A 23,191-nucleotide genomic window follows, 5' to 3' on the forward strand; every position below is an offset into this window, starting at 1 on the left:
TCTAGGTATTAAACAGGAAATGCAGCACATCCCCGTCCTTTACAATATAGGTCTTGCCTTCGGCGCGCATCTTGCCGGCCTCTTTGGCGGGTTGTTCGCCGCCTAAGCCGACAAAATCATCATAGGCGATGGTTTCCGCGCGGATGAAACCACGCTCAAAATCGCCGTGGATCACGCCGGCAGCTTGTGGCGCGGATGTGCCTGCCTTGATCGTCCAGGCGCGGGCCTCTTTCGGGCCAACGGTGAAATAGGTTTGCAGGTGCAAAAGCGCGTAACCCGCGCGGATCAACCGGTCCAGCCCCGGTTCCTCCAGCCCCATTTCGTCAAGAAACATGGTGGCTTCTTCGGCCTCCAGCTGGCTGATCTCTTCCTCGATCCGGGCAGAGATCACGACGGATGAATTCCCCTCGGCGGCGGCCATTGCGGCCACGCGCGCGGATTGGCTATTGCCGGAACCGGCGCTGTTTTCTTCGACATTGCAGACATAAAGCACGGGTTTGGTGGTCAGCAGCTGCAGCATCCGCCAGGCTTTGGCATCCTCGGCATCCACGGCGACGCTGCGCGCGGGCTTGCCGTCTTCGAGCGCCTTTTGCGCGGCCTCCAGCAGGCGGACCTGTTGCACGGCATCCTTGTCGCCGCCCTTGACCTTGCGGGTCAGGTTCGCCAGCCGCTTTTCGATGCTTTCCAGATCGGCCAGCATCAATTCGGTTTCAATCGTGGCGGCATCCTCGACCGGATCGACGCGGCCTTCGACATGGGTGATATCGTCATCTTCGAAACAGCGCAGCACATGGGCGATGGCGTCGCATTCGCGGATATTGGCCAGAAACTGGTTGCCCAGCCCCTCGCCCTTGGAGGCCCCTTTCACAAGGCCCGCGATATCGACAAAGGTCATCCGGGTCGGGATGATCTGTTTCGATCCGGCAATCGCCGCCAGCTTGTCCAGCCGCGCATCGGGCACGGCCACGTCGCCCACATTGGGTTCGATGGTGCAGAAGGGAAAATTCGCGGCCTGTGCGGCGGCGGTTTTCGTCAACGCGTTGAACAGGGTCGATTTGCCGACATTCGGCAGACCGACGATACCCATTTTGAAACCCATGCCCGTCTCTCCTTTGATCCTTGCGCGCTTCTAGGGGGCGCTGGGGCCTGACGCAAGCCTTGCCCAGCAGGCATTGATTTCCCGCGCCCTATCGCGCAGGAAGGGGCGATTGCAAACGGGGACGGATATGAGCAGAATCGACGCAAAATTCGCGCAATTGCGCACAGAGGGCCGCAAAGCCTTTGTTGCTTATGTGATGGCGGGCGATCCCGATTACGCCAAAGGGCTGGAAATCGTCAAAGGCCTGCCCGCCGCCGGTGTCGATATCATCGAATTGGGCATGCCTTTCACCGACCCGATGGCCGATGGCAATACGATCCAGCTGGCAGGTCAGCGCGCCTTGGCCGCGGGGCAGACGCTGGAAAAGACGCTCGATTATGCGCGCGCATTGCGGCAGACAGATGATACCACCCCCATCGTGATGATGGGCTATTATAACCCGATCTATGCGCGCGGCGTGGATGCGTTTCTGGCGGATGCGGTCGCTGCTGGCATTGACGGGCTGATCATCGTCGATCTGCCGCCCGAGGAAGACGACGAGCTGTGCATCCCCGCGCAAAAGGCCGGGATCAATTTCATCCGTCTGGCCACCCCCACCACCGATGACAAGCGCCTGCCCAAGGTTTTGGAAAACACATCCGGTTTTGTCTATTACGTCTCGATGACCGGGATCACCGGCACGGCCGCCGTCCAGACCACCGAGGTCGCACCAGAAGTCGCGCGGATCAAAGCCGCGACCGACCTGCCCGTGATCGTGGGTTTCGGCATCAAGACGCCCGAGGCGGCACGCGCCGTGGCCGAAGTCGCCGATGGGGCCGTTGTCGGGTCCGCCATCGTGGACCGCATTGCGCGCGGTGACAGCGTGGCAGATGTGCTGGCTTTCGTCGCGGCATTGGCCACAGGCACCCATAGCGCCTGAGCCATTGCAAGACCGCCCCGGATCGGTAATGTCAAATGACCAATTCGGGGGAAACGCCATGCCAATCATCACCACGATCGCCGACCTGAAACGTCTGCACAAACGGCGCACGCCCAAGATGTTCTATGATTACGCCGAAAGCGGGTCATGGACCGAACAGACTTTTCGCGAAAATACATCCGATTTTGACCTGATCCGCCTGCGCCAGCGAATCGCGGTGGATATGACCAACCGCACCACGCAAAGCCAGATGATCGGGCAGGATGTGGCGATGCCGGTCGCGCTGGCCCCGGTGGGGCTGACCGGGATGCAATCGGCCGATGGCGAGATCAAGGCCGCAAAGGCGGCCGAGAAATTCGGCGTGCCCTTTACCCTGTCCACGATGTCGATCTGTTCCATCGAGGATGTCGCCGAAAACACCACCAAACCATTCTGGTTTCAGGTCTATACCCTCAAAGACGACGATTTCATGCAGCGCCTGTTCGACCGCGCCCGTGCAGCGGGCTGTTCGGCCATCGTCATCACGCTGGACCTGCAAATCCTTGGCCAGCGCCATAAGGACCTGAAAAACGGCCTGTCCGCGCCGCCGAAATTCACCGCGGCCAGCATGGCCGATCTTGCCACCAAATGGGGCTGGGGGATCGAGATGCTGCAAACCAAGCGCCGGTTCTTTGGCAATATCGTGGGCCATGCCAAGGGCGTGTCGGACCCCTCTTCGCTGTCATCCTGGACCGCCGAGGCCTTTGACCATGCGCTGGATTGGGACCGCGTCGCGCAGCTGATGAAAATGTGGGGCGGTCCGGTGATCCTCAAGGGCATTCTGGATGCCGATGACGCCAGAAAGGCCGCCGCGCTGGGCGCGGATGCGATCATCGTGTCCAACCACGGCGGCCGGCAGCTGGACGGGGCGCTATCCTCGATCCGCGCGCTGCCCGCAATTCTGGATGCCGTGGGCGACAAGGTCGAAGTGCATTTCGACAGCGGCATCAGATCGGGTCAGGATGTGCTCAAGGCGCTCGCCCTTGGCGCAAAGGGCACCTATATCGGGCGCGCCTATGTCAACGGGCTGGGCGCTATGGGCGAAGCGGGCGTCACCAAGGCGCTAGAGGTGATCCACAAGGAATTGGATACCACCATGGCGCTTTGCGGGCGGCGCGATATCCGCAGGGTCGACCGCGATATCCTGCTGATCCCCAAGGATTTCGAAGGCAGCTGGCAATAGCCTGTTCACAGACCGTGGGGATTTTGCATCGCTCTGCGCTTTTCTGAGCAGGTTTTACAATGAGATGATTGACCGGACTGCGTTCTCTATTATGGGTGAGCGGGATCGCTGGTGCCGATATGTCGGTGCCGGTCGTCAGATCGCAAACCAGAAATTAGGATAATTCAGATGCGTATGACCAATGTTCTTGCCACAGCCGCTGCTGTTGCCGCCCTCTCCACAACCGCTTTCGCTGGTGGCCTGTCCCCAGAAGTCATGGAAGCACCCGTCGCTGTTGTCGACGCTGCGCCTGCCGGTTCGTCCGTCAGCCCTGCTTTCGTGGTTGTCGGCGTTCTCGCTGCGCTGCTGATCGCTGCTGCTTCCGACTAAGCCTTTCGGACTTTACCAAGTCCAATCGGGCCACGCCAGATCGCTCTGGCGTGGCCTTTTTTGTTTTGCGACAGCTGCGCTGGCGTCATCTCGCGATTTTTTGATTTTATTTGGACCTTTTCGGCTCCAGCCGGGTTGACCCCTTATCGCCAAGCACCAACCGCTTGCGCGCGCGTCGGGCCGGTGCAGACCGCCCCCGTCAACCACACGACCTGAAGGAGAAACGATCCATGCGCATTCTGACCATTCTTACCACCGCCACGGCCATTGCAGGCTTTAGCACAGCAGCAACCGCCGGCGGCCTGGCCCCCGAAGTCGTGACCGCCCCGGTCGTCGTGACCGAACCTGCCCCGGCACAGCCATCCGTCAATCCCGCCTTTATCGTGGTTGGCGTACTGGCAGCCTTGCTGCTGGCCGCGGATTCCTAAGGCACCAGCCCCGCTGACCGATCGCGCCGCCCGCGGGCTGGCGCATTCTGCACAGATCACGCGCATCGCCCCTAGCTGGGGGCGGTGACGCCTGCGGCCCCATGCGCCTTTTGCCGCGCCACCAGCAAGGCCAGCGGCAAGGTCGCCAGCAACAACAGCGCCACCACCAGAAAGGCGATGCGCAGCCCAAAGGCCTGTGACATCAACCCCATCAGCGTGGGCGCGAAAAAGAACCCCGAAAAGCCGATCACGGCGGCGCGGCTGATCGCCTCGGTGCGCAGATGCGGCGGCACCAGCTTGCCCACCAGCGCCAGCCCCATCGGCCCGATCACCGAGACCCCCAAGCCCAGAATGCCAAAGCCCAGATAGGCAATCACCGGCGTCGGCGCGAGCGCGGCAATCACCGCACCGCTGGCCGACAGGATCGAGGCGCCAAAGACCACCTTGACCTCGCGCAGCCGTTCGGCGACGGCTTGCCCTGAAAACCGGCCAAAGGCCATCGTCAGCCCCAGCATCGCCGGGCCCAGCGCGCCTTCGGCGGCACCGCCAGCCAGCGTGCGTTCGACATGCAGCGCCGACCAGGCCTCGACCGTGGCTTCGGACATGAAGGCGATCAGCACGATCCCGCCGCATAACAGGATCGGCCAGAGCGGGTAACGGCCCTGATAGCCTTCCTCGGCCGCGACATAGGTGACATCCATCCGCACGAAAGGGATCAGGCACAGCGCGAAGACCGCAAAGCCCGCAAAGACCGGCGCAGGCGGCAATCCCGCCTCGCGGGTGACACCGACGATCAGCGCGGCACAGGCATAGGCCACCGAAAACATCGCGTGATTGGCATTCATCAACGGGCGCTGATGCTTGGCTTCCAACTCGCTGACCCGCGCATTCATCACCACATCCAAAAGCCCCGAGGCCAGCCCGACCAGCGCCATCGAGGCCGCAAAGACCAGCGGATGCGTGATCTGCGACGGCAACAGCCAGGCAAAGGCCAGCGCCGCGATGGCCGCCTGCATCGACCGCGCGCCCAGCCAGCGGTCCAAGCGCGGTGCCAGCCACATCGCGGATACAAGCCCCGTCGCCGAGCCCAAAAGCAAAGTGCCGAACAGCGCATCCGACGCCCCCAGCTGCGCCTTGATCACGGGCACATGGGCGGCAAAACAGCCCCAGAAAACACCCACCACAACAAAGGCGGTGGCCGGACGGCGGGACAGAATCAAGGCGCTGCGAATAGACATGACGCCATGGGTGGCGCGCAAAACCGGCCAAGGCAAGTTTCAATTTGTCGCCCGCAGCGCCGATCACCGTCACATGGGTCATGACCCATGCCACGGCCGGCAGAAACATCTTTTCAATCCGGCGAAATCCCCTTATAGGGCGGGCTTCATCGGGCTCGGACACCCTTGGAGGCGGGCCCCATTATCAAAGGACTATACTATGGCTGGACAGATTCCTGATCTGAACGCCAAGGTACGCGCGGGGACAGGCAAGGGGGCCGCCCGCCAAGCTCGCCGTGATGGCGACGTACCTGGCATTGTTTATGGTGGCGGCGTTGACCCGCAATCCATCAGCATCCCTTTCAACTATCTGCTGACGACCCTGCGCAAGGGCCGTTTCATGTCGACGCTCTTCAACCTCAAGGTCGAAGGTCAGGACGATGTGCGCGTGATCTGCCGCGGCGTGCAGCGCGACGTGGTCAAGGATCTGCCGATCCATATCGACCTTTTGCGGCTCAAGCGCACCAGCCGGGTGAACCTGTTCATCCCCGTTGAATTCATCAACGGCGACACCTGCCCCGGCATCAAGAAAGGCGGCGTTCTGACCGTCGTGCGCAACGAAGTCGAGATGGACGTGCTGGCCGGCGATATCCCCGATCACCTGACCGTCGATCTGGGCAATGCACAGATGGGCGATGTCATCCATATCAGCGATGTCACCCTGCCCGAAGGCGCCAAGCCGGTGATCGACCGCAACTTTGTCATCGCCAATATCTCTGCGCCACGCGGCCTGCTGGCCAGCGATGACGCCGAAGAAGACGCAGCCGACGAAGCCGAGTAATCGGATCCGGCCGCATCACGATAGGGGCACCCTGCGGGGTGCCCTTTTTCATGCGCGGGGTCTGGCGCGCCCCCGCGCAGCACTTTAGGTTGGCGGCATGAAACTTTTGATCGGCCTTGGCAATCCCGGCGCGAAATACGCGCAGAACCGGCATAACATCGGCTTTATGGCGCTCGACCGGATCGCGGCCGACCATGGGTTCAGCCCCTGGCGGTCCAAATTCCAGGGCCAGATCTGCGATGGCCGGATCGGCGCGGACAAGGTCACGCTGCTGAAACCCGACACCTTCATGAACCTCTCGGGCCAATCCGCGGGCGAGGCAATGCGCTATCTCAAGCTCACCCCCGCCGATCTGGTCGTGTTTCATGACGAAATCGACCTCGCCCCCGGCAAGGTGCGGCTGAAAACCGGCGGCGGGCATGCGGGGCATAACGGGCTGCGCTCGATCCATGCGCATATCGGGCCGGATTATGACCGCGTGCGGCTGGGCGTCGGCCATCCGGGGCACAAGGACGCGGTGCCGGGTTACGTGCTGCATGATTTCGCCAAGGCCGATCTGGACTGGCTGGATCACGCATTGCGCGGCATCAGCGACGGTATCGGGCATCTGGTCGCAGGCGATGGCGCAAGGTTCCTGAACGCGATCGCGCTGCGCACCGCACCGCCGCGATCATCGACCAGCGCGCCCAAACCTGCCAAGACACCCGCGCCAGAACCAGACCCCGCCCCCGACACCCGCAGCGCCATGGCGCGGCTGATGGATAAATTCCGGTGACATCGGCCGCCATCCGCGCCGCTTTCAGCGCGCAAGCGGCGGCCTGTGCCAATCTGGGATCGCCGTTCATGGCGCAGCTGATGCGGCTCTGCGCCACCCAAGACTGGCCCGCAGGTGGCGTCACCGACCGCCTCCATCGCTGGAAAGGCGATCTTGGACCCAGCGGCCAATCGGTGCCCTTGCGACTGGCGGGGGCTTTGCATGCTTTGCATCTGCAAGGCGATCCGACGCTGGGACAGGTCTATCCACCGCGCAGCACTGACGACGCACCCCTTTGGGCGGCGGTTGCGAAGGTGCTGGTCAGCGAACAAACCCCGATCCTGCGCTGGCTTGACAGCCCGCCCCAGACCAATGAGGTGCGGCGCGCCGCCGTGCTGATCGCGCTTGGGCATTGGCTGGCGGATCGCTATGCCTTGCCGCTGCGGTGCAGTGAACTCGGGGCCAGCGCAGGGCTGAACCTGCATTGGGATGATGACGCGCTGGTGATCGGCGATCAGCACTTCGGCCCCGCCACCCCTGCCCTGACACTGGCCCCCGATTGGACCGGGCCGCTGCCCCCTGCCGTGCGACCCATGCTCAGCGCGCGCGCCGGTGTCGATCTGAACCCGCTCGATCCGCGCGATCCTGACGACGCGCTGCGCCTGCAAGCCTATCTCTGGGCGGATCAACCCGCGCGGCTGGCACTGACACAGGCCGCAATGGCCAATGCACGCACCGGCATCGTCAAGGGTGACGCCATCGACTGGCTAGAGGGCCAGCTTGACCATCACGCAGGACAGACCCATCTGGTCTATACGACCATCGCATGGCAATATTTCCCCGCTGCCGATCAGGCACGGGGTGCCGCCATGATCCAAGCGGCAGGGCAGATGGCGCGCGCGGATGCGCCGCTGGCCTGGTTCGGGATGGAACCCGATAGCGCGGGTCCGGGGGCGGCGCTGACGCTCAGGCTCTGGCCCGGCGACTTGACCTTTGCGATGGGACGCGCAGATTTCCACGGGCGCTGGGTGCAATGGCACCCCGTCCAGACAGAAAAGAAAGACTGACCCAATGGAAAAAGACCCCTCCTTCAACGTCCTTGGCAGCACGCTTGTCACCTGTTCAACCGCCCCGATGACCGGCTTTTTCCGCAACGGGTCCTGCGACACCTGCGCGCAGGACAATGGCAGCCATACGGTCTGCGCGGTGATGACGGATGAGTTTCTGGCCTTTTCGAAATATGTCGGCAACGACCTGTCCACGCCGCGGCCCGAATTCGGCTTTGCAGGGCTCAAGGCGGGCGATGGCTGGTGCCTCTGCGCGGGGCGGTTCCTGCAAGCACATGAGGAAGGCTGCGCGCCCCAGGTCAATCTGCATGCCACCCATGTGCGCGCGCTGGATATCGTGCCGATCGACGTGCTGCGCGAATATGCGCTGCCGATCAGCTAACCCCCTCTTCCGAGCTTAAATATCCCCGCCGGAGGCTCAAATCTTTTCAAGCCACCGGCGCGGCATCACGCTTTCATATCAAAGCCGAGATGCTTGGCCACGGTAAAGATATCCTTGTCGCCACGGCCGCACATATTCATCACCAGCAGATGATCAGCCGGCAATTCCGGCGCGATCTTCATCACATGGGCCAGTGCATGGCTTGGCTCCAGTGCGGGAATGATGCCTTCGAGCGCACAGCAAAGCTGGAACGCCTCCAGCGCCTCGACATCGGTGATCGAGACATATTTGGCCCGCCCGATATCATGCAGCCAGGCATGTTCCGGCCCGATGCCCGGATAATCCAGACCGGCGGAAATCGAGAATCCTTCCAAGATCTGGCCGACATCATCCTGCAACAGATAGGTGCGGTTGCCATGCAGCACGCCGGGGCGGCCACCGGTCAATGACGCGCAATGTTCCATCTTGTCATTAACGCCTTTGCCACCGGCCTCGACCCCGATGATATTGACGTCCTTGTCATCCAGAAACGGATAGAACAGGCCCATGGCGTTGGACCCGCCCCCGATGGCGGCGATCAGCGTATCGGGCAGACGGCCTTCGGCCTCTTGCATCTGGGTCTTGGTTTCCTGGCCGATGATGGCCTGGAAATCGCGCACCATCGCGGGGTAAGGATGCGGGCCTGCCACCGTGCCGATGCAATAGAATGTGTCGCGCACATTGGTCACCCAGTCACGCAGGGCATCGTTCATCGCATCTTTCAGCGTGCCGCGGCCGGATGTGACCGGCACGACCTCTGCCCCTAGCAGGCGCATGCGGAATACATTGGGGGCCTGGCGTTCGACATCATGCGCGCCCATATAGACCACGCATTTCAGGCCGAATTTCGCACAGACAGTCGCCGTGGCCACACCGTGCTGGCCCGCGCCGGTTTCGGCGATGATCCGGTTCTTGCCCATGCGGCGCGCCAGAATGATCTGGCCCAGCACATTGTTGATCTTATGCGCGCCGGTATGGTTCAGCTCGTCGCGTTTCATATAGATCTTGGCACCGCCCAGATGGGCTGTCAGCCGCTCGGCATGATAAAGCGGGCTGGGGCGGCCGACATAATGGGTCCATAGATCATGCATTTCCGCCCAAAAGGTCGGGTCGGTCTTGGCATGTTCATATTGTTCTTCCAGCTCCAGGATCAGCGGCATCAGGGTCTCGGATACAAAACGCCCGCCGAACTGGCCGAACCGGCCTTTTTCGTCGGGGCCGGTCATGAAGCTGTTGAAAAGATCGTTGGCCATGGGACACCTGTTGTTTTGGGTTGGGACAGACCTAACGTCCCTTGGCGGGGACGTAAACGCCTAACGCAAGGCGGCACAAAACGCCGCAATCAAGGCCGCATCCTTGACGCCCGGCGCGGATTCCACACCAGAGGAGACATCGACCTGCCCGGCACCGGTCAATGCCACGGCCTGCGCCACATTGGCAGGCGTCAATCCGCCAGCCAGCATCCAGGGCACCGGCCAGCGCCGCCCGGCGATCAGCCGCCAGTCAAAGGCCAGACCATTGCCCCCCGGCAGATCGGCATCCACGGGCGGTTTGGCATCGACCAGCAGCTGATCGGCCACCTGCGCATAAATATCCAAGGCGGCCAGATCATCCGGCCCCGCCACGCCCACGGCCTTCATCACAGGCAGACCGTAACGCGCCTTGACCTCGGTCACGCGCACGGCGGTTTCCGCGCCGTGCAATTGCAAGATATCGACCGGCACCTGCGCCAGCAGCGCATCCAGCTGGGCGTTATCGGCATTCACCACCAAGGCGACCTTGGCCACACCGGCAGGCACTGTCGCGGCCAAAGCAGCCGCCTGCGCCAGCGTCACATTGCGGGGGGATTTTTCGAAAAACACCAGCCCGACATAGGCCGCCCCCGCCTGCACAGCGGCATCCAGCATGGCCGCATCACGCAGCCCGCAGATCTTGACCCGTGTCGGCAATGTCATCAGCGCGTGTTTTCCAGCAGCGCCAGCACATCATCATCCGATGTCGCCCCGACGCTCGCGGTGCGCATCTGTTGCAGCTCGGCGCGCAGTGCCGCGACCTCGCGGGATTTGGCGCGCGCATCGGCGCGGATGCGATATTCGCGCAGCCATTCCCACAGAAAGCCGATGGCAAGACCCGCACCCACCCCGATGAAGATCACCACGAACAAGGGCAAGGTGACATCGGGCGACAGCCCCAGCAGATCGCTGAGCCAGACAGGCATGGCCCGCACGGTCACGGGATCGCGGTTGGCCAGCCCGATCAGGATCAGGCAAAGCGCGACAATCGCCCAAAAGGCATAGCGGATTGTCTTCATAAGACCCTCTTACTGGCCGTTCAGCCGGTCGCGCAACAATTTGCCCGTCTTGAAGAACGGCACATGTTTTTCATCAACCGCGACCGCCTCGCCGGTGCGGGGGTTGCGGCCCAGCCGCGGATCGCGCTTTTTCACCGAGAAGGCACCAAAGCCGCGCAATTCGACGCGGTTGCCCTGCGCCATCGCATCGGTGATCCGGTCAAAGATCGTGTTGACGATCTTTTCAACATCCCGCTGGTAAAGATGCGGATTCTCATCGGCAATTTTCTGGATCAGTTCCGAGCGGATCATGGCAGCATCCTTTGGTGTGGCAATGCGCAGACAAACGCGATCGGGCAAACTATAGAAACAAAGACCGGATACGGAAAGCATGGCTTTCACAGCTTTTGCTGTTTTTTGACGCAAAGCGCCTGAATTTACAGGGAAGTTTGGCGTTTTTTCGCCGCAATGGCGCTGCAACCGCGCTGCCGCATCGCAGCAAGGCCAATCCGATTCGCACCCAGGGCACAGCAAAACCCCGCCGCAATCGCTTGCGACGGGGCTGATCTTGTCATCCGGGGTGGTCTTAGTCGCGCTTCAGCGCGGCCCCCAGAATGTCGCCCAGCGAGGCACCGGAATCCGAAGAGCCGAATTGTTCGACGGCTTCTTTTTCTTCCGCGATTTCGCGTGCCTTGATCGACAGGCCCAGCTTGCGGGTCTTGCTGTCGATATTGGTCACGCGCACATCGACCTTGTCACCGACGCCGAAACGCTCGGGGCGCTGTTCGGCACGGTCACGCGACAGATCGGAACGACGGATGAAGGATTTCATGCCTTCGTATTCGACCTCGATGCCGCCGTCTTCGATCTTGGTGACCTCGACAGTGATGATCGAGCCGCGCTTGACGCCGCCGATGGCATCCGCAAACGGATCACCGTCCAGCGCCTTGATCGACAGGCTGATGCGTTCTTTTTCGACGTCCACTTCGGCAACCTTGGCCTTGACCACGTCACCCTTGCGGAAATCGCCAATCACGTCTTCGCCACGGCCGTCCCAAGTCAGGTCGGACAGGTGAACCATGCCGTCGATGTCGCCTTCAAGGCCAATGAACAGACCGAATTCGGTGATATTCTTGACTTCGCCTTCAACCTCGGTGCCCTCGGGGTGGGTTTCTGCAAACACTTCCCACGGGTTACGCTGTGTCTGTTTCAGGCCCAGCGAAACGCGACGCTTGGCTGAATCAATTTCCAGCACCATGACTTCGACTTCCTGAGAGGTCGAAACGATCTTGCCGGGGTGGACGTTTTTCTTGGTCCAGGACATCTCGGAGACGTGAACCAGACCTTCAACGCCGGCTTCGAGTTCAACAAATGCGCCGTAATCGGTGATATTGGTCACGCGGCCCTGATGAACCGACCCAAGGCTGAACTTGGCTTCGACGGCATCCCATGGATCGTCCTGAAGCTGCTTCATGCCCAAGGAAATGCGGTGCGTTTCCTTGTTGATCTTGATGACCTGGACCTTGATCGTCTCGCCAATCGCCAGAATTTCCGACGGATGGTTCACACGGCGCCAGGCCATGTCGGTGACGTGCAACAGGCCGTCAACGCCGCCCAGATCAACGAAAGCACCGTATTCGGTGATATTCTTGACCACGCCGTCCACTTCCTGACCTTCGGTCAAATTGCCGATGACTTCGGCGCGCTGTTCGGCACGCGATTCTTCGAGGATGGCACGGCGCGACACAACGATATTGCCCCGACGACGGTCCATTTTCAAAATCTGGAACGGCTGCTTCATGTTCATCAGCGGGCCGGCATCGCGCACGGGGCGCACATCAACCTGGCTGCCGGGCAAGAAGGCAACAGCGCCGCCCAGATCAACGGTGAACCCGCCTTTGACGCGGCCAAAGATCGCGCCATCAACGCGTTCTTCGTCAGCATAGGCTTTTTCCAGACGATCCCAGGCTTCTTCGCGGCGGGCCATCTCACGCGAAATGACGGCTTCGCCACGGGCGTTTTCGACCTGACGCAGGAACACTTCGACCGTGTCACCGACTTTGATATCAGGGGCTTCGCCGGGATTTGCGAATTCTTTCAGATCGATACGGCCTTCCATCTTGTAGCCGACATCGATGATGGCCTGGCCCGCTTCGATCGCGATCACCTTGCCTTTGACGACAGACCCTTCAGCGGGTGTGTCCATTTCGAAGCTTTCGTTCAAGAGTGCTTCAAACTCGTCCATTGTATTTGCCATGTGGCGTCGTTTTCCTAACGTTTGGTTTATACGGGCCGAGCGGTTGTCTCCGCCGGTCTTTGGGTTTCGATTTGGTCGCGGGCCGATGCGAATGTAAAACAACAGGGCCGGTGGATACCGACCCCGCTCCAGTCTCACCTTCGCGCCTGTTATCGGCGCTTCAACAGGGCGGCATATAGGGGGGTTTGGCCAGTGAAGCAAGCGCTTTTGCCGCTTAGAACGCCTGCAACGCGCCCTGGACCGCCGCGAAATAGGCCCCCAGCTGCGCACCATCGACCAGCGCGTGATGCACCTCCAGCGTCATGGCCATGTCGCTGCACCCGCCCTGATCGACGATCCGGCCCCATGTGACGCGGGGGATGCAATCCTGCGGCCCCGGCATGGCATTGCTGATCGCGGTGTAATCAAGCCAGGGCATGCAGGACAGATAGGCCAGATCGTCGCGTTCCCCATCATTGGGCGCCAGATCAGCCCCCGCAGCGGTCCGCGCGATCAGCGCCTTGGCCTGCGCGTCAAAACGCCCGAAATCCGCGACGAACGGCACATAGGCATAACCGAACGCGCCCGCCTGCGTCGGCACGGTCATCGACAGGGTGATCATGTCGTGGCGCACAACATCATCGCCGCGAAACCGCATGCAAAGTTCCGGCACCGCATGGATGCCCGCGCCAATCGCATGCAGGCAGGCGCGATAGGGCGACAGCCCCGCAGCCTTGCGCGCCATCACCGCGGTCACATCAAGACGCGCGGTCACGGCATAATGCGGGCGGTCATAGTTGCGAAAGAACCGAAATTGCGCCGCACGCGGCCAGGTCGCCAGATCGACCGGATGGCTGGCCATCAGGCGCGGGCCGCCGCGACGATGGCAATGGCCTCTGCCACCGCCTGATCGACTGTCATCTCTGATGTATCCAGCAATACGGCATCGGCAGCCGCGGCCAATGGGGCTGTTGCGCGGCCCGCATCGCGGGCATCGCGCGCCTGCACATCGGCCAGCACATCATCCAGCGTCATATCGCTGCCATTGGCCTGCAATTCCTTCCAGCGCCGTTCAGCGCGGCAGGCGGCCGAGGCGGTGACGAATAGTTTCACCTGCGCGGCGGGACAAATCACCGTGCCAATATCGCGGCCATCAAGAACAGCCCCTTCGGACCGCAGGGCAAACCCGCGCTGAAACGCCGTCAGCGCATCGCGCACGGCAGGGTCGGTGGCCACACGGCTGGCCGCCTGCGCCACATCGGGCCCGCGCAAAGCGTCACTCTCCAGATCGCGCGGGTCAAGAGCGCGGGCCGCCGCCACCGGATCAGCCCCCGCCAGCACACGTGCGCCCACAGCCCGGTAAAGCAGCCCCGTATCCAGATGCGCAAAACCGAAATGCGCCGCGACCGCCTTGGAAATCGTGCCCTTGCCCGCCGCGGCAGGCCCGTCGATGGCGACGGTAAAGCTCATGCGCTGATCCGTGCGATCTGCGCACCCAGATCATTCATCAGCGGCTCGAAGATCGGGAAAGAGGTGGTGATCGGCGCAGCATCATCCACGGTGACAGGTTTCTGCGTGGCCATGCCCATGACCAGAAACGCCATGGCGATCCGGTGGTCCAGACGGCTGGCGACCGTCACACCGCCGGGCACATGGCCATGGCCCAGCCCGGTGACACGCCACCAATCGGGGCCTTCGTCCACAGTGACACCCGCCGCGCGCAGCCCCTGCGCCATAGCGTCGATCCGGTCGCTTTCCTTGACGCGCAATTCCTTGACGCCGGGCATATCGGTCACGCCTTGGGCAAAGGCCGCCACAACCGACAGGACAGGATATTCGTCGATCATGCTGGCCGCACGGTCTGCCGGCACGGTAATCCCGCGCAGGTCGGGGGAATAGCGCGCGCGCAGATCGGCCACAGGCTCGCCACCCTCGCTGCGCAGGTTCTCGAATGTCAGATCGGCGCCCATTTCCTGCAACGTGGTGAACAGGCCCGCACGCGTCGGGTTCAGGCCGATATTGGGAACCAGCACATCCGATCCGGGCACGATCAAGGCGGCACAGACAGGAAAAGCCGCCGAAGAAGGATCGCGCGGCACCACAATATCCTGCGGCTGCAATTCGGGCTGGCCGGTCAGGGTGATGACGCGGCCTTCCTCGGTATCCTCGACCGTCAGGGTCGCGCCGAACCCTTGTAACATGCGCTCTGTATGGTCGCGCGTCGCCTCTTTTTCGATCACGACGGTCTGGCCGGGCGCATTCAACCCCGCCAGCAGCACCGCCGATTTCACCTGTGCGGATGGGACCGGCACGACATAGCGCACAGGCACAGGATCGGCGGCCCCCACCAGCGTCATCGGCAACCGCCCGCCCGCGCGGCCCACCGCCCGCGTGCCGAACAGCGCCAAAGGATCGGTCACACGGCCCATGGGACGCCCGTTCAGGGACGCATCGCCGGTAAAGGTCACGGTGATCGGTGTCGTGGCCATGGCCCCCATGATCAGCCGGACACCGGTGCCGGAATTGCCGCAATCGATCACCTGCTCGGGTTCGGCAAAACCGCCGACACCCACCCCGCGCACCGACCATTCGCCGCCGCCGTGATCGGTGACTTCCGCACCAAAAGCGCGCATCGCGCGGGCAGTATCCAGCACGTCATCGCCTTCCAACAGGCCGGTGATGCGGGTCTCGCCAAGACACATGGCCCCCAGGATCAAGGACCTATGCGAGATCGACTTGTCACCCGGCACATGCGCCTCTCCGCGCAACGGGCCGCAGGTGCTGGACAGCATGGGAATGGGGGTGGCATGGGATGACATGAAAACTTCCTCGGTCTGTGCGCCCCCTGATACCGCAGTGCATTGCAGGGGTCCATCGCACCCCTGCATCTTCCGAGCACAAATATCCCCGCCGGAGGCTAAAAGTTCTTAAACCCTGACGAATGTCAGGTAATGCGGCACGCGGCCCTCGCGCAAAGCCTTTTGTTCATAGCGCGTCGAAACCCAGTCGCCCCAAGGCACACGCCAATCGGCAGGCCCCTGGGCCAGCCAGTCAAAGCCCTGGCGCGGCACTTCTTCCAGCGTCTGGCGGACATAATCGGGAATATCGGTGGCCACACGCAACACGGCCCCCGGCTTCATGACGCGGTGCAGCGGGGCCAGATGTTCGGGCGTCACAAACCGGCGGCGATGGTGGCGTTTCTTGGGCCAGGGATCGGGATAATTCAGAAAAGCGCGCGCGATCGACTGCGCGGGCAGCACATCGAACAGATCACGCACATCGCCGGGATGCACGGCCAGATTGTCAACCTTGGCCTTGCGGATCTTGCCAAGCAGCATGGCGACACCATTGATGAAAGGCTCTGCCCCGATGATCCCGATCGCGGGATAGGTCTGCGCCATATGCACCAGATGTTCGCCGCCGCCAAAGCCGATCTCCAGCCAGATATCCTTGCCGGGGAACAGCGCGTCCAGATCAAGCGGATTGCGGTCGGGGTTGGCCTCCCAGCTGACCGGGCCGGGCGACAGCGGTTCCAGATCATTATCCAGATAATCATGCTGGCTTGCGCGGATCGTCTTGCCGCGAAAGCGGCCATAGAAATTGCGCCAGGGCGCGCCCGAAGGATGATGTGTCTTGGTCATGCGGCGGCATGTAGCAATCCCGCCGCCGCATGGCAATCGCGGTATGGTGGGTCTTGACCCACCTGCCCTGTCAGACAGCGCGCTTGAGCGCCTCGACCAGATCGGTCTTTTCCCAACTGAACCCGCCATCCGCATCAGGCGCGCGGCCGAAATGGCCATAGGCAGAGGTGCGCGCATAGATCGGCCGGTTCAATTGCAGATGTTCACGAATGCCGCGCGGGGTCAGGTCCATGACCTGTGCCACGGCGCGTTCGATCAGCGCGGGATCGACCTCGCCTGTGCCATGCGTGTCGGCATAGATCGACAAAGGCTGCGCCACGCCGATCGCATAGCTCAGCTGGATGGTGCAGCGGTCGGCCATGCCGGCAGCCACCACATTCTTGGCCAGATAACGGGCGGCATAGGCGGCGGACCGGTCGACCTTGGTCGGGTCTTTGCCGGAAAACGCGCCGCCACCATGCGGGGCGGCCCCGCCATAGGTGTCCACGATGATCTTGCGCCCGGTCAGACCGGCATCGCCATCAGGGCCGCCGATGACAAAAGTGCCGGTGGGATTGACCCACCATTTCGTGGCTTCGGTGATGAAACCGGCGGGCAGGACCTCACGGATATAGGGTTCCACGATGGCGCGGATATCGGCGCTGGTCTGGCTTTCGAACTGGTGCTGGGTGGACAGGACGATGGATGTCACCTCGACCGGTTTGCCGCCTTCATAGCGGACCGAGACCTGGCTTTTGGCATCGGGGCGCAGGGTTGGTTCCTGCCCCGATTTGCGCACCTCGGCCAGACGGCGCAGGATGGCATGGGCATATTGGATCGGCGCGGGCATCAGCGCATCGGTTTCGGTGGTGGCATAGCCGAACATGATACCCTGGTCGCCTGCGCCTTCATCCTTGCCTTCTGCGGCATCGACGCCTTGGGCGATATGGGCAGATTGGCCATGCAACAGGTTGGTGATCTCGCAGGTGGCGTGGTGGAATTCATCCTGCTCATAGCCGATATCCTTGATCGCATCGCGTGCGATCCCTTCGATCCGGCCCATGAATTCGGTCAATCGGGACTTGTCGGACAATCCGACCTCGCCCCCGATGACGACACGGTTGGTGGTTGCAAAGGTTTCACAGGCGACGCGGGCCTGTGGTTCCTCGGCCAGGAAGGCATCCAGCACCGCGTCTGAAATGCGGTCGCAGACCTTGTCCGGGTGCCCCTCGGAAACGGATTCCGAGGTGAAAATATAATCTTGTCTTGCCATGGGGACGTGCTCCGATATGAAAAACCTGTCACGCCAGGAAGCCGTTGTGACAGAACCAGTCCCCCGTCTAGGGGGTCGCGGTGCATGCGTCAATCGCTATCGCGTTTGCGGTTAATGATGCAGATCGCCATGCCCAGCAGCACCAATAGGCCGACCGGCCAATCGCCCAGCCTTGTATAGGGCGGGGCTGCGCGTATCGCTGGCAAAGCGGCATCCAGCACGCCATCGGCCCCCAGTGCCAGGGATGCGGTGATCCGGCCTTGCGCGTCGATCATCGCGGAAATACCGGTATTGGCGACGCGCACCATCGGCAGCCCCTGTTCGATGGCGCGCAGCCGGGCCTGGGCCAGATGCTGATGCGGGCCTGCCGCCTCGCCGAACCAGCCGTCATTGGTGATCAACAACAACAGGCGGGGCCGGTCGGGGCCGGTCAAGATTTCCTCGGCAAAGATCCCCTCATAGCAGATCAGCGGCACCGCCAGCCCGATCCCGGGGATCGCCACAGGCCCCGCTGTCGTGCCGGGGGCAAATCCGCCCCCATCGGTCGCGGCCAGCCCGCGCAGGCCGAACCGCCCCAGCAGGTCACCAAAGGGGATATATTCGCCGAAAGGCACAAGATGCTGTTTGTCATAGGTTGCGGTGATCCGGCCGCCCTGTTCCATCACCACCAGCGCGTTATAGAACCGGCCCGCGCCATCCACCCGCTGCACCCCAAAGACCAGCGGCGCACCGCGCGCGGCCTCGTCCAGCAGGCGCAGGTCGTCGATGATCTCGTTCAGCAGATAAGGCACCGCCGTTTCGGGCCAGACGATCAGATCGGGCGGCGCGGCCTGCCCTGACAAGGTCACCAACCTGTTGACGAATGCATCGCGGTAGGCGGGGTCCCATTTGAGATGCTGCGGCGCATTGGGCTGGACCAGCCGCACGATCGGCGCATCAGCGGCAATCTGTGGCGCGGGTCCGGGGCGCAGGGCGGCTGCCACCAGCAGCAGCGCCAGCATTGCCGCCCCCCCCGACCAAAAGGCGCGCCGCGCAATCCGCGCCAGGGCCAGCGCCGCGATCAGCGTGATCCCCGTCAGCAGATGCGGCCCGCCAATCGCACTGGCCTGCGCCAGCCATGTCGGCACCCAGATATGGCCCAACAGCGCCCATGGAAATCCGGTCAGCACCAGCGACCGGGTCATTTCCACAGCGACCAGCAGCAAGGCCAGCATCACCTGACTGCGCGGCGCGATCCGGGTGGCGACCCAGCCTGCGACAGCCCAGAACAGCGCCGCGCCACAGGCCATGAACACCAGCGCGAAAGGCGCCATCCAGCCATGACGGGGCGCATCGACCAGAAACGGCTCGACGATCCAGCGCAGCGTGAAGGCGAAATAGCCAAGGCCGAAAAACCACAGACGCCAGCCCGCGACGCGCGCCGTGACACTATCGCGGTGCAGCACCAAGAGCATGGCCAGCGCGAGGATGCTGGCAGGCCACAGATCCAGCGGCGCCTGGCCCAGCCCCGCTGCCACGCCCAGCGCGAAAAGCACGCCAAAGCGCCCCCAGCGCGGCAGGCTGTCAAGCATCGCGGGTGGTGTTCAGACGCACGCGCAGCCGTTTGATGCGGCGCGGATCGGCATCGACAACCTCGAATTCGGGGCCATCGGGATGCTGGATCACCTCGCCGCGCGCGGGCAGATGACCCGACAGCATGGTGACCAGACCGCCCAGAGTGTCGATCTCTTCCTCGTCGATATCGTCATGTTCGGTCAGGGTCATCCCGATCTCGGCTTCGAAATCTTCCAGATCGGTGCGGGCCTGCGCCAGATAGACGCCGGGCTTTTCCATGATCCAGCTTTTCGCCTCGGCGATATCATGTTCATCCTCGATCTCGCCGACGACCTGTTCGATCAGATCCTCGATGGTCAACAAGCCGTCGGTGCCGCCATATTCGTCGATCACCAGCGCCATATGGATGCGTTCGGCCTGCATCTTTTGCAGCAGCACGCCCAAAGGCATCGAGGGGGGCACGAAGAGCAAGGGGCGCAGCATGTCGCGCAGGTCAAGATCGGTGCCACCGCCGTTGAACCCATAGCGCAGCGCGAAATCCTTTAGATTGGCGATGCCCACCGGCGTGTCCAGCGTGGTGTCATAAACCGGCAGGCGGGTCATGCCGCTGTCGCGGAAGGTCTTGACCAGATCATCCTTGGTGATGGTCAGCGGCACGGCGACAATATCGGTCTTTGGCACCGCCACATCCTCGACCCGCTTGCGGCGCAGGTTCAGCATGCCCAACACGGTCGGTTCGGGGGCTGACAGGCTTTGTGCCGTTTCGCCTGTGTCGTCATTCGGACCCTTGGGCCTGAAACCCAGCCCCATGCGGGCCAGCAAGCCCGGTCGTTCCTCTGTCTGGTTCTGCGGCGCGCTTTGCGCTGCGCTAGAAGAACCGTCGCCCTGATCGCCCATCTTGTCCTTATCCATGGGGCGGTTTGCCCCGTTCAATCCCTATATGGGTTATCAATGCCCATCTTGCCAAGTATCTCGACCTCTAAACCCTCCATCAGGGTGGCATCAAGGTCACGTTCGTGATCGAAGCCCAGCAGATGCAGGGTGCCATGCACCAGAAGATGCACAGAATGATGAATGAATTGTGACCCTGCGGCCTCTGCCTCGCGCAGGCAGGTGTCATAGGCGATGGCGATATCGCCCAATTCGCTGTCCATGACCGGATCGGGGGGCAGCGGCATTTCGCCGGCCACGGCGGCGGCGCGTTCATCCGATGGCCAGCTGAGCACATTGGTCGGGGCAGGCTTGCCGCGGAAATCCGCGTTCAACGCGGCGATGCGGGTATCGTCACAGGCCAGCACGGTGATGTCGAAAACCGATTGTTCCAGCCCCAGACGGTCCAGCACCGCATCGGTGGCACGCGCCGCCAGCAGGGCGATATCGACCTCGGCCCAGCGCTGATCCTCGATCACGACATCGACGCTCACTTGGGATCGTCCGCCTCATAGGCTTCGATGATCGCGGCGACCAGCGGGTGCCGGACCACATCTTTGGCGGTGAAATAGTTGAAACTGATCTTGGGGATGTGTTTGAGCAGGCGTTCGGCATCCCACAGGCCCGAATTGACGCCGCGCGGCAAGTCAATCTGGGTGCGGTCGCCGGTGATCACCATGCGCGAGCCCTGGCCCAGACGGGTCAGGAACATCTTCATCTGCATGGTGGTGGCATTCTGCGCCTCGTCCAGCACGACAAAGGCATTCGACAGGGTGCGCCCGCGCATGAAGGCCAAAGGCGCGATCTCGATCACCTTTTCTTCCATCATCTTGGCGGCCTGCTTGCCCGGCAGGAAATCGTTCAGCGCATCATAGAGAGGCTGCATATAAGGATCGACCTTGTCCTTCATATCGCCGGGCAGATAGCCCAGCTTTTCGCCCGCCTCGACGGCAGGGCGCGACAGGATGATCTTGTCGACATGGCCGTTGATCAGCATGTTCACGCCGACCGCGACCGCCAGATAGGTCTTGCCGGTGCCGGCCGGGCCGATGCCAAAGGCCATTTCATGGTCAAACAACGCCTGCACATAGGCTTTTTGCGCCTCGGTGCGCGGCTCGACCAGTTTCTTGCGGGTCTTGACCTCGACCCGCGTCATCTCGCCTTTGAACAGCTCGATCTGATCGACGGGCCCCGGCGCGCCCCCCGGCCCCATGCGCAATTCGCGGTCGATATCCCCCGCCTCGAGCGGGCGCCCCTGTTCGAGCCGCTGATACAGCGATTTGAGCACATCCAGCGCGTCCTGACGCGGCCCCTGTTCGCCGATCACCGCCAAAAGGTTGCCACGGCGCAGGATCTGCACGCCCAGCTTGTCCTCGATCGTGGTCAGATTGCGGTCATATTCACCGCACAGGTCGATCAACAGGAAGTTGTCGGGAAATTCCAGAACGGATTCTGTGATATCGTCGGCGGGCGGGGTCAGTGCACCAGTGGCCAAACAGCTCTCCTCTGAGTCTATATATAGCTATCGTGGCAAGTCGCACCGCAAGGCGCAAGACGCCAGTTGGGATTGCGGCGATAAAGTTGCGCAGCCCGTTGCGTAAGGTGGGTCAAGACCCACCCTACCCGATCAACGCACCGCGCAGCGAATTGGCGCTGTCTTGCAGGATCCGCACGGCACGGACCTGCCCCAGCACATCGGCGGGGGCCTCGGCATAGACCGCGTGCAGATAGTCGGATTTGCCGATCATCTGCCCCGGCTCGCGTCCGGGTTTTTCGAACAGGACCTTGACCTCGCGGCCGATCATGCTGGCCTGCGTCTGCTGTTGCTGGTCGCGCAGCAGGGCTTGCAGCCGTTGCAGCCGTTCGTTCATGACATCATCGGGCAGCTGCGGTTTCTCGGCCGCCGGGGTGCCGGGGCGGGTCGAATATTTGAACGAATAGGCCTGCCCGTAATGCACATCGCGCACCAATTGCAGCGTATCCTCGAAATCCTGATCCGTTTCGCCGGGGAAACCCACGATGAAATCGCCCGATAGCAGGATATCGGGGCGGGCGGTGCGGATCCGGTCAATCAGACGCAGATAGCCCTCGGCAGTATGTTTGCGGTTCATCGCCTTGAGAATACGGTCAGAGCCCGATTGCACCGGCAGATGCAGATAGGGCATCAGTTTGTCGCAGCTTGCATGGGCGTCGATCAGCGCCTGATCCATGTCATTGGGGTGGCTGGTGGTGAACCTGATCCGGTCCAGCCCGTCAATCTCGGCCAAGGCCCAGATCAACCCGGCCAGACCGCCGTCGTGCCCGTGATAGGCGTTCACATTCTGGCCCAGCAGCGTCAATTCGCGCACGCCGGCATCGACCAGTTCACGCGCCTCGCGCAGGATACGGTCGGCGGGGCGCGAGACTTCGGCGCCGCGGGTATAGGGAACCACGCAGAAGGCGCAGAATTTGTCGCAGCCTTCCTGCACGGTCAAAAACGCCGTCGGGCCGCGTTTGCCCTTGGCGCGTGATTTGAGCGTCTCGAATTTATCATCATCGGGAAAATCGGTATCAAGCGCCTTGGCGCCCGCCTGCACCGCCACATCCATCGCAGGCAGCCGGTGATAGCTTTGCGGCCCCACGACCAGATCAACCATCGGCTGACGGCGCATGATTTCCGCGCCCTCGGCCTGTGCCACGCAGCCCGCCACCCCGATTTTCAGATCCGGCTTGGCGATCTTCAGCTCTTTCATGCGGCCCAGTTCGGAATAGACCTTTTCGGCGGCCTTTTCGCGGATGTGGCAGGTGTTGAGCAGGATCATATCCGCGTCATCGGCGCGGTCGGTCTGCACATAGCCCTGCCCGCCCAGCGCCTCGGCCATGCGTTCGCTGTCATAGACGTTCATCTGGCAGCCATAGGTCTTGATAAAGAGCTTTTTGGGCGCAGTCATGGGGGCAATCCGGTGCTGAGG

Annotated in this window: 25 protein-coding genes and 1 riboswitch; of the genes, 8 read left to right on the plus strand and 17 right to left on the minus strand. The window is 62.4% G+C overall.

Translation table 11 applies throughout. The features are described from left to right. Position 1: 1 nt before the first annotated feature. A complete protein-coding gene (gene ychF, locus LOKVESSMR4R_RS10940; protein WP_087208345.1) occupies positions 2 to 1,099 on the minus strand; it encodes a redox-regulated ATPase YchF in 1,098 nt (365 codons plus the stop codon). A 127-nt stretch (positions 1,100 to 1,226) separates the two neighbouring features. Between ychF and trpA the strand changes: the two genes are divergently transcribed. From trpA to LOKVESSMR4R_RS10960, 4 genes are all read left to right on the plus strand, one after another. Further along, the gene (gene trpA, locus LOKVESSMR4R_RS10945; RefSeq protein ID WP_087208348.1) at positions 1,227 to 2,018 is read left to right on the plus strand and encodes a tryptophan synthase subunit alpha; all 792 of its coding nucleotides are present in this window, start codon (positions 1,227 to 1,229) and stop codon (positions 2,016 to 2,018) included. A gap of 58 nt (positions 2,019 to 2,076) precedes the next feature. Continuing rightward, a complete protein-coding gene (locus tag LOKVESSMR4R_RS10950) occupies positions 2,077 to 3,240 on the plus strand; it encodes an alpha-hydroxy acid oxidase (protein WP_087213068.1) in 1,164 nt (387 codons plus the stop codon). Positions 3,241 to 3,408: 168 nt separating this feature from the next. Next, positions 3,409 to 3,609 carry a hypothetical protein gene (locus LOKVESSMR4R_RS10955; RefSeq protein WP_087208350.1) on the plus strand — a complete coding sequence of 67 codons (201 nt, stop codon included), beginning with the start codon at positions 3,409 to 3,411 and terminating at the stop codon, positions 3,607 to 3,609. Between the two features lie 230 nt (positions 3,610 to 3,839). Further along, a complete protein-coding gene (locus LOKVESSMR4R_RS10960; protein ID WP_087213071.1) occupies positions 3,840 to 4,037 on the plus strand; it encodes a hypothetical protein in 198 nt (65 codons plus the stop codon). Between the two features lie 71 nt (positions 4,038 to 4,108). Here the strand turns inward: LOKVESSMR4R_RS10960 and LOKVESSMR4R_RS10965 are convergent, their stop codons facing one another. After that, a complete protein-coding gene (locus LOKVESSMR4R_RS10965) occupies positions 4,109 to 5,275 on the minus strand; it encodes an MFS transporter (protein WP_087213075.1) in 1,167 nt (388 codons plus the stop codon). Positions 5,276 to 5,474: 199 nt separating this feature from the next. Here LOKVESSMR4R_RS10965 and LOKVESSMR4R_RS10970 point away from each other — a divergent pair, with 199 nt between their 5' ends. The 4 genes from LOKVESSMR4R_RS10970 to LOKVESSMR4R_RS10985 all read left to right on the plus strand — a co-directional run bounded on the left by LOKVESSMR4R_RS10970 (position 5,475) and on the right by LOKVESSMR4R_RS10985 (position 8,298). Beyond that, positions 5,475 to 6,095, plus strand: a complete 621-nt coding sequence (locus tag LOKVESSMR4R_RS10970; RefSeq protein WP_087208351.1) for a 50S ribosomal protein L25/general stress protein Ctc — start codon at positions 5,475 to 5,477, stop codon at positions 6,093 to 6,095. A 97-nt stretch (positions 6,096 to 6,192) separates the two neighbouring features. Then, positions 6,193 to 6,870 (plus strand): aminoacyl-tRNA hydrolase, encoded by a 678-nt coding sequence (gene pth, locus LOKVESSMR4R_RS10975; protein ID WP_087208353.1) that lies wholly within the window; start codon positions 6,193 to 6,195, stop codon positions 6,868 to 6,870. Beyond that, positions 6,867 to 7,916: a DUF2332 domain-containing protein gene (locus LOKVESSMR4R_RS10980; protein ID WP_087208356.1), complete on the plus strand. Its 1,050-nt coding sequence runs from the start codon at positions 6,867 to 6,869 to the stop codon at positions 7,914 to 7,916. The genes pth and LOKVESSMR4R_RS10980 overlap by 4 nt, the downstream gene beginning before the upstream one ends. A 4-nt stretch (positions 7,917 to 7,920) precedes the next feature. Beyond that, positions 7,921 to 8,298, plus strand: coding sequence for a DUF2237 family protein (locus LOKVESSMR4R_RS10985; RefSeq protein WP_087208358.1), 378 nt, complete (start codon positions 7,921 to 7,923; stop codon positions 8,296 to 8,298). Positions 8,299 to 8,363: 65 nt separating this feature from the next. On the opposite strand, the gene trpB is transcribed toward LOKVESSMR4R_RS10985, so the two are convergent. The 15 genes from trpB to miaB all read right to left on the minus strand — a co-directional run bounded on the left by trpB (position 8,364) and on the right by miaB (position 23,170). After that, positions 8,364 to 9,590 (minus strand): tryptophan synthase subunit beta, encoded by a 1,227-nt coding sequence (gene trpB, locus LOKVESSMR4R_RS10990; RefSeq protein ID WP_087208361.1) that lies wholly within the window; start codon positions 9,588 to 9,590, stop codon positions 8,364 to 8,366. 60 nt (positions 9,591 to 9,650) lie between these two features. Next, complete coding sequence (locus tag LOKVESSMR4R_RS10995) at positions 9,651 to 10,292, minus strand: phosphoribosylanthranilate isomerase (protein ID WP_087208363.1); 642 nt, start codon at positions 10,290 to 10,292, stop codon at positions 9,651 to 9,653. Continuing rightward, on the minus strand, positions 10,292 to 10,648 hold the full coding sequence (locus LOKVESSMR4R_RS11000; RefSeq protein ID WP_087208365.1) for a lipopolysaccharide assembly protein LapA domain-containing protein: 357 nt from the start codon (positions 10,646 to 10,648) through the stop codon (positions 10,292 to 10,294). Before LOKVESSMR4R_RS11000 ends, LOKVESSMR4R_RS10995 begins: the two co-directional genes overlap by 1 nt. Positions 10,649 to 10,657: 9 nt before the next feature. Further along, positions 10,658 to 10,939: an integration host factor subunit beta gene (gene ihfB, locus LOKVESSMR4R_RS11005; protein ID WP_087213078.1), complete on the minus strand. Its 282-nt coding sequence runs from the start codon at positions 10,937 to 10,939 to the stop codon at positions 10,658 to 10,660. Between the two features lie 274 nt (positions 10,940 to 11,213). Continuing rightward, complete coding sequence (gene rpsA / locus LOKVESSMR4R_RS11010) at positions 11,214 to 12,884, minus strand: 30S ribosomal protein S1 (protein ID WP_087208366.1); 1,671 nt, start codon at positions 12,882 to 12,884, stop codon at positions 11,214 to 11,216. Positions 12,885 to 13,098: 214 nt separating this feature from the next. Further along, positions 13,099 to 13,725, minus strand: a complete 627-nt coding sequence (locus LOKVESSMR4R_RS11015; RefSeq protein WP_087208368.1) for a CatA-like O-acetyltransferase — start codon at positions 13,723 to 13,725, stop codon at positions 13,099 to 13,101. Next, on the minus strand, positions 13,725 to 14,333 hold the full coding sequence (locus LOKVESSMR4R_RS11020; RefSeq protein WP_087208369.1) for a (d)CMP kinase: 609 nt from the start codon (positions 14,331 to 14,333) through the stop codon (positions 13,725 to 13,727). Before LOKVESSMR4R_RS11020 ends, LOKVESSMR4R_RS11015 begins: the two co-directional genes overlap by 1 nt. After that, positions 14,330 to 15,682: a 3-phosphoshikimate 1-carboxyvinyltransferase gene (aroA, locus tag LOKVESSMR4R_RS11025; RefSeq protein ID WP_087208371.1), complete on the minus strand. Its 1,353-nt coding sequence runs from the start codon at positions 15,680 to 15,682 to the stop codon at positions 14,330 to 14,332. The genes LOKVESSMR4R_RS11020 and aroA overlap by 4 nt, the downstream gene beginning before the upstream one ends. A 108-nt stretch (positions 15,683 to 15,790) precedes the next feature. Beyond that, positions 15,791 to 16,504: a tRNA (guanine(46)-N(7))-methyltransferase TrmB gene (trmB, locus tag LOKVESSMR4R_RS11030; protein ID WP_087208373.1), complete on the minus strand. Its 714-nt coding sequence runs from the start codon at positions 16,502 to 16,504 to the stop codon at positions 15,791 to 15,793. Between the two features lie 70 nt (positions 16,505 to 16,574). Beyond that, positions 16,575 to 17,756, minus strand: coding sequence for a methionine adenosyltransferase (gene metK, locus LOKVESSMR4R_RS11035; protein ID WP_087208374.1), 1,182 nt, complete (start codon positions 17,754 to 17,756; stop codon positions 16,575 to 16,577). A 7-nt stretch (positions 17,757 to 17,763) separates the two neighbouring features. Continuing rightward, a riboswitch (SAM-SAH riboswitch) is annotated at positions 17,764 to 17,812 on the minus strand. Positions 17,813 to 17,845: 33 nt separating this feature from the next. Further along, complete coding sequence (lnt, locus tag LOKVESSMR4R_RS11040) at positions 17,846 to 19,327, minus strand: apolipoprotein N-acyltransferase (RefSeq protein ID WP_087208376.1); 1,482 nt, start codon at positions 19,325 to 19,327, stop codon at positions 17,846 to 17,848. Continuing rightward, positions 19,320 to 20,222, minus strand: a complete 903-nt coding sequence (locus tag LOKVESSMR4R_RS11045) for a hemolysin family protein (protein WP_420645888.1) — start codon at positions 20,220 to 20,222, stop codon at positions 19,320 to 19,322. Before LOKVESSMR4R_RS11045 ends, lnt begins: the two co-directional genes overlap by 8 nt. Positions 20,223 to 20,239: 17 nt before the next feature. Next, positions 20,240 to 20,734, minus strand: coding sequence for an rRNA maturation RNase YbeY (ybeY, locus tag LOKVESSMR4R_RS11050; RefSeq protein ID WP_087208377.1), 495 nt, complete (start codon positions 20,732 to 20,734; stop codon positions 20,240 to 20,242). Then, on the minus strand, positions 20,731 to 21,735 hold the full coding sequence (locus LOKVESSMR4R_RS11055) for a PhoH family protein (RefSeq protein WP_087208379.1): 1,005 nt from the start codon (positions 21,733 to 21,735) through the stop codon (positions 20,731 to 20,733). Before LOKVESSMR4R_RS11055 ends, ybeY begins: the two co-directional genes overlap by 4 nt. 124 nt (positions 21,736 to 21,859) lie before the next feature. Then, positions 21,860 to 23,170, minus strand: a complete 1,311-nt coding sequence (miaB, locus tag LOKVESSMR4R_RS11060; RefSeq protein WP_087208380.1) for a tRNA (N6-isopentenyl adenosine(37)-C2)-methylthiotransferase MiaB — start codon at positions 23,168 to 23,170, stop codon at positions 21,860 to 21,862. Positions 23,171 to 23,191 lie beyond the last annotated feature (21 nt).

It is taken from the genome of Yoonia vestfoldensis (assembly GCF_002158905.1).
Classification (GTDB): Bacteria; Pseudomonadota; Alphaproteobacteria; order Rhodobacterales; family Rhodobacteraceae; genus Yoonia; species Yoonia vestfoldensis_B.

Bases quoted from the DNA above. Each gene is read 5' to 3' on its own strand.
- LOKVESSMR4R_RS11015 (WP_087208368.1), bottom strand. From the start codon at position 13,725: ATGGCCAGCCATCCGGTCGATCTGGCGACCTGGCCGCGTGCGGCGCAA.
- lnt (WP_087208376.1), bottom strand. From the start codon at position 19,327: ATGCTTGACAGCCTGCCGCGCTGGGGGCGCTTTGGCGTGCTTTTCGCG.
- aroA (WP_087208371.1), bottom strand. From the start codon at position 15,682: ATGTCATCCCATGCCACCCCCATTCCCATGCTGTCCAGCACCTGCGGC.
- trpA (WP_087208348.1), top strand. From the start codon at position 1,227: ATGAGCAGAATCGACGCAAAATTCGCGCAATTGCGCACAGAGGGCCGC.
- ychF (WP_087208345.1), bottom strand. From the start codon at position 1,099: ATGGGTTTCAAAATGGGTATCGTCGGTCTGCCGAATGTCGGCAAATCG.
- LOKVESSMR4R_RS10960 (WP_087213071.1), top strand. From the start codon at position 3,840: ATGCGCATTCTGACCATTCTTACCACCGCCACGGCCATTGCAGGCTTT.
- LOKVESSMR4R_RS11045 (WP_420645888.1), bottom strand. From the start codon at position 20,222: ATGGATAAGGACAAGATGGGCGATCAGGGCGACGGTTCTTCTAGCGCA.
- pth (WP_087208353.1), top strand. From the start codon at position 6,193: ATGAAACTTTTGATCGGCCTTGGCAATCCCGGCGCGAAATACGCGCAG.
- LOKVESSMR4R_RS11000 (WP_087208365.1), bottom strand. From the start codon at position 10,648: ATGAAGACAATCCGCTATGCCTTTTGGGCGATTGTCGCGCTTTGCCTG.
- LOKVESSMR4R_RS10985 (WP_087208358.1), top strand. From the start codon at position 7,921: ATGGAAAAAGACCCCTCCTTCAACGTCCTTGGCAGCACGCTTGTCACC.
- rpsA (WP_087208366.1), bottom strand. From the start codon at position 12,884: ATGGCAAATACAATGGACGAGTTTGAAGCACTCTTGAACGAAAGCTTC.
- ihfB (WP_087213078.1), bottom strand. From the start codon at position 10,939: ATGATCCGCTCGGAACTGATCCAGAAAATTGCCGATGAGAATCCGCAT.
- LOKVESSMR4R_RS10950 (WP_087213068.1), top strand. From the start codon at position 2,077: ATGCCAATCATCACCACGATCGCCGACCTGAAACGTCTGCACAAACGG.
- trmB (WP_087208373.1), bottom strand. From the start codon at position 16,504: ATGACCAAGACACATCATCCTTCGGGCGCGCCCTGGCGCAATTTCTAT.
- trpB (WP_087208361.1), bottom strand. From the start codon at position 9,590: ATGGCCAACGATCTTTTCAACAGCTTCATGACCGGCCCCGACGAAAAA.
- LOKVESSMR4R_RS11020 (WP_087208369.1), bottom strand. From the start codon at position 14,333: ATGAGCTTTACCGTCGCCATCGACGGGCCTGCCGCGGCGGGCAAGGGC.
- LOKVESSMR4R_RS10995 (WP_087208363.1), bottom strand. From the start codon at position 10,292: ATGACATTGCCGACACGGGTCAAGATCTGCGGGCTGCGTGATGCGGCC.
- LOKVESSMR4R_RS10965 (WP_087213075.1), bottom strand. From the start codon at position 5,275: ATGTCTATTCGCAGCGCCTTGATTCTGTCCCGCCGTCCGGCCACCGCC.
- LOKVESSMR4R_RS10970 (WP_087208351.1), top strand. From the start codon at position 5,475: ATGGCTGGACAGATTCCTGATCTGAACGCCAAGGTACGCGCGGGGACA.
- metK (WP_087208374.1), bottom strand. From the start codon at position 17,756: ATGGCAAGACAAGATTATATTTTCACCTCGGAATCCGTTTCCGAGGGG.
- LOKVESSMR4R_RS10955 (WP_087208350.1), top strand. From the start codon at position 3,409: ATGCGTATGACCAATGTTCTTGCCACAGCCGCTGCTGTTGCCGCCCTC.
- miaB (WP_087208380.1), bottom strand. From the start codon at position 23,170: ATGACTGCGCCCAAAAAGCTCTTTATCAAGACCTATGGCTGCCAGATG.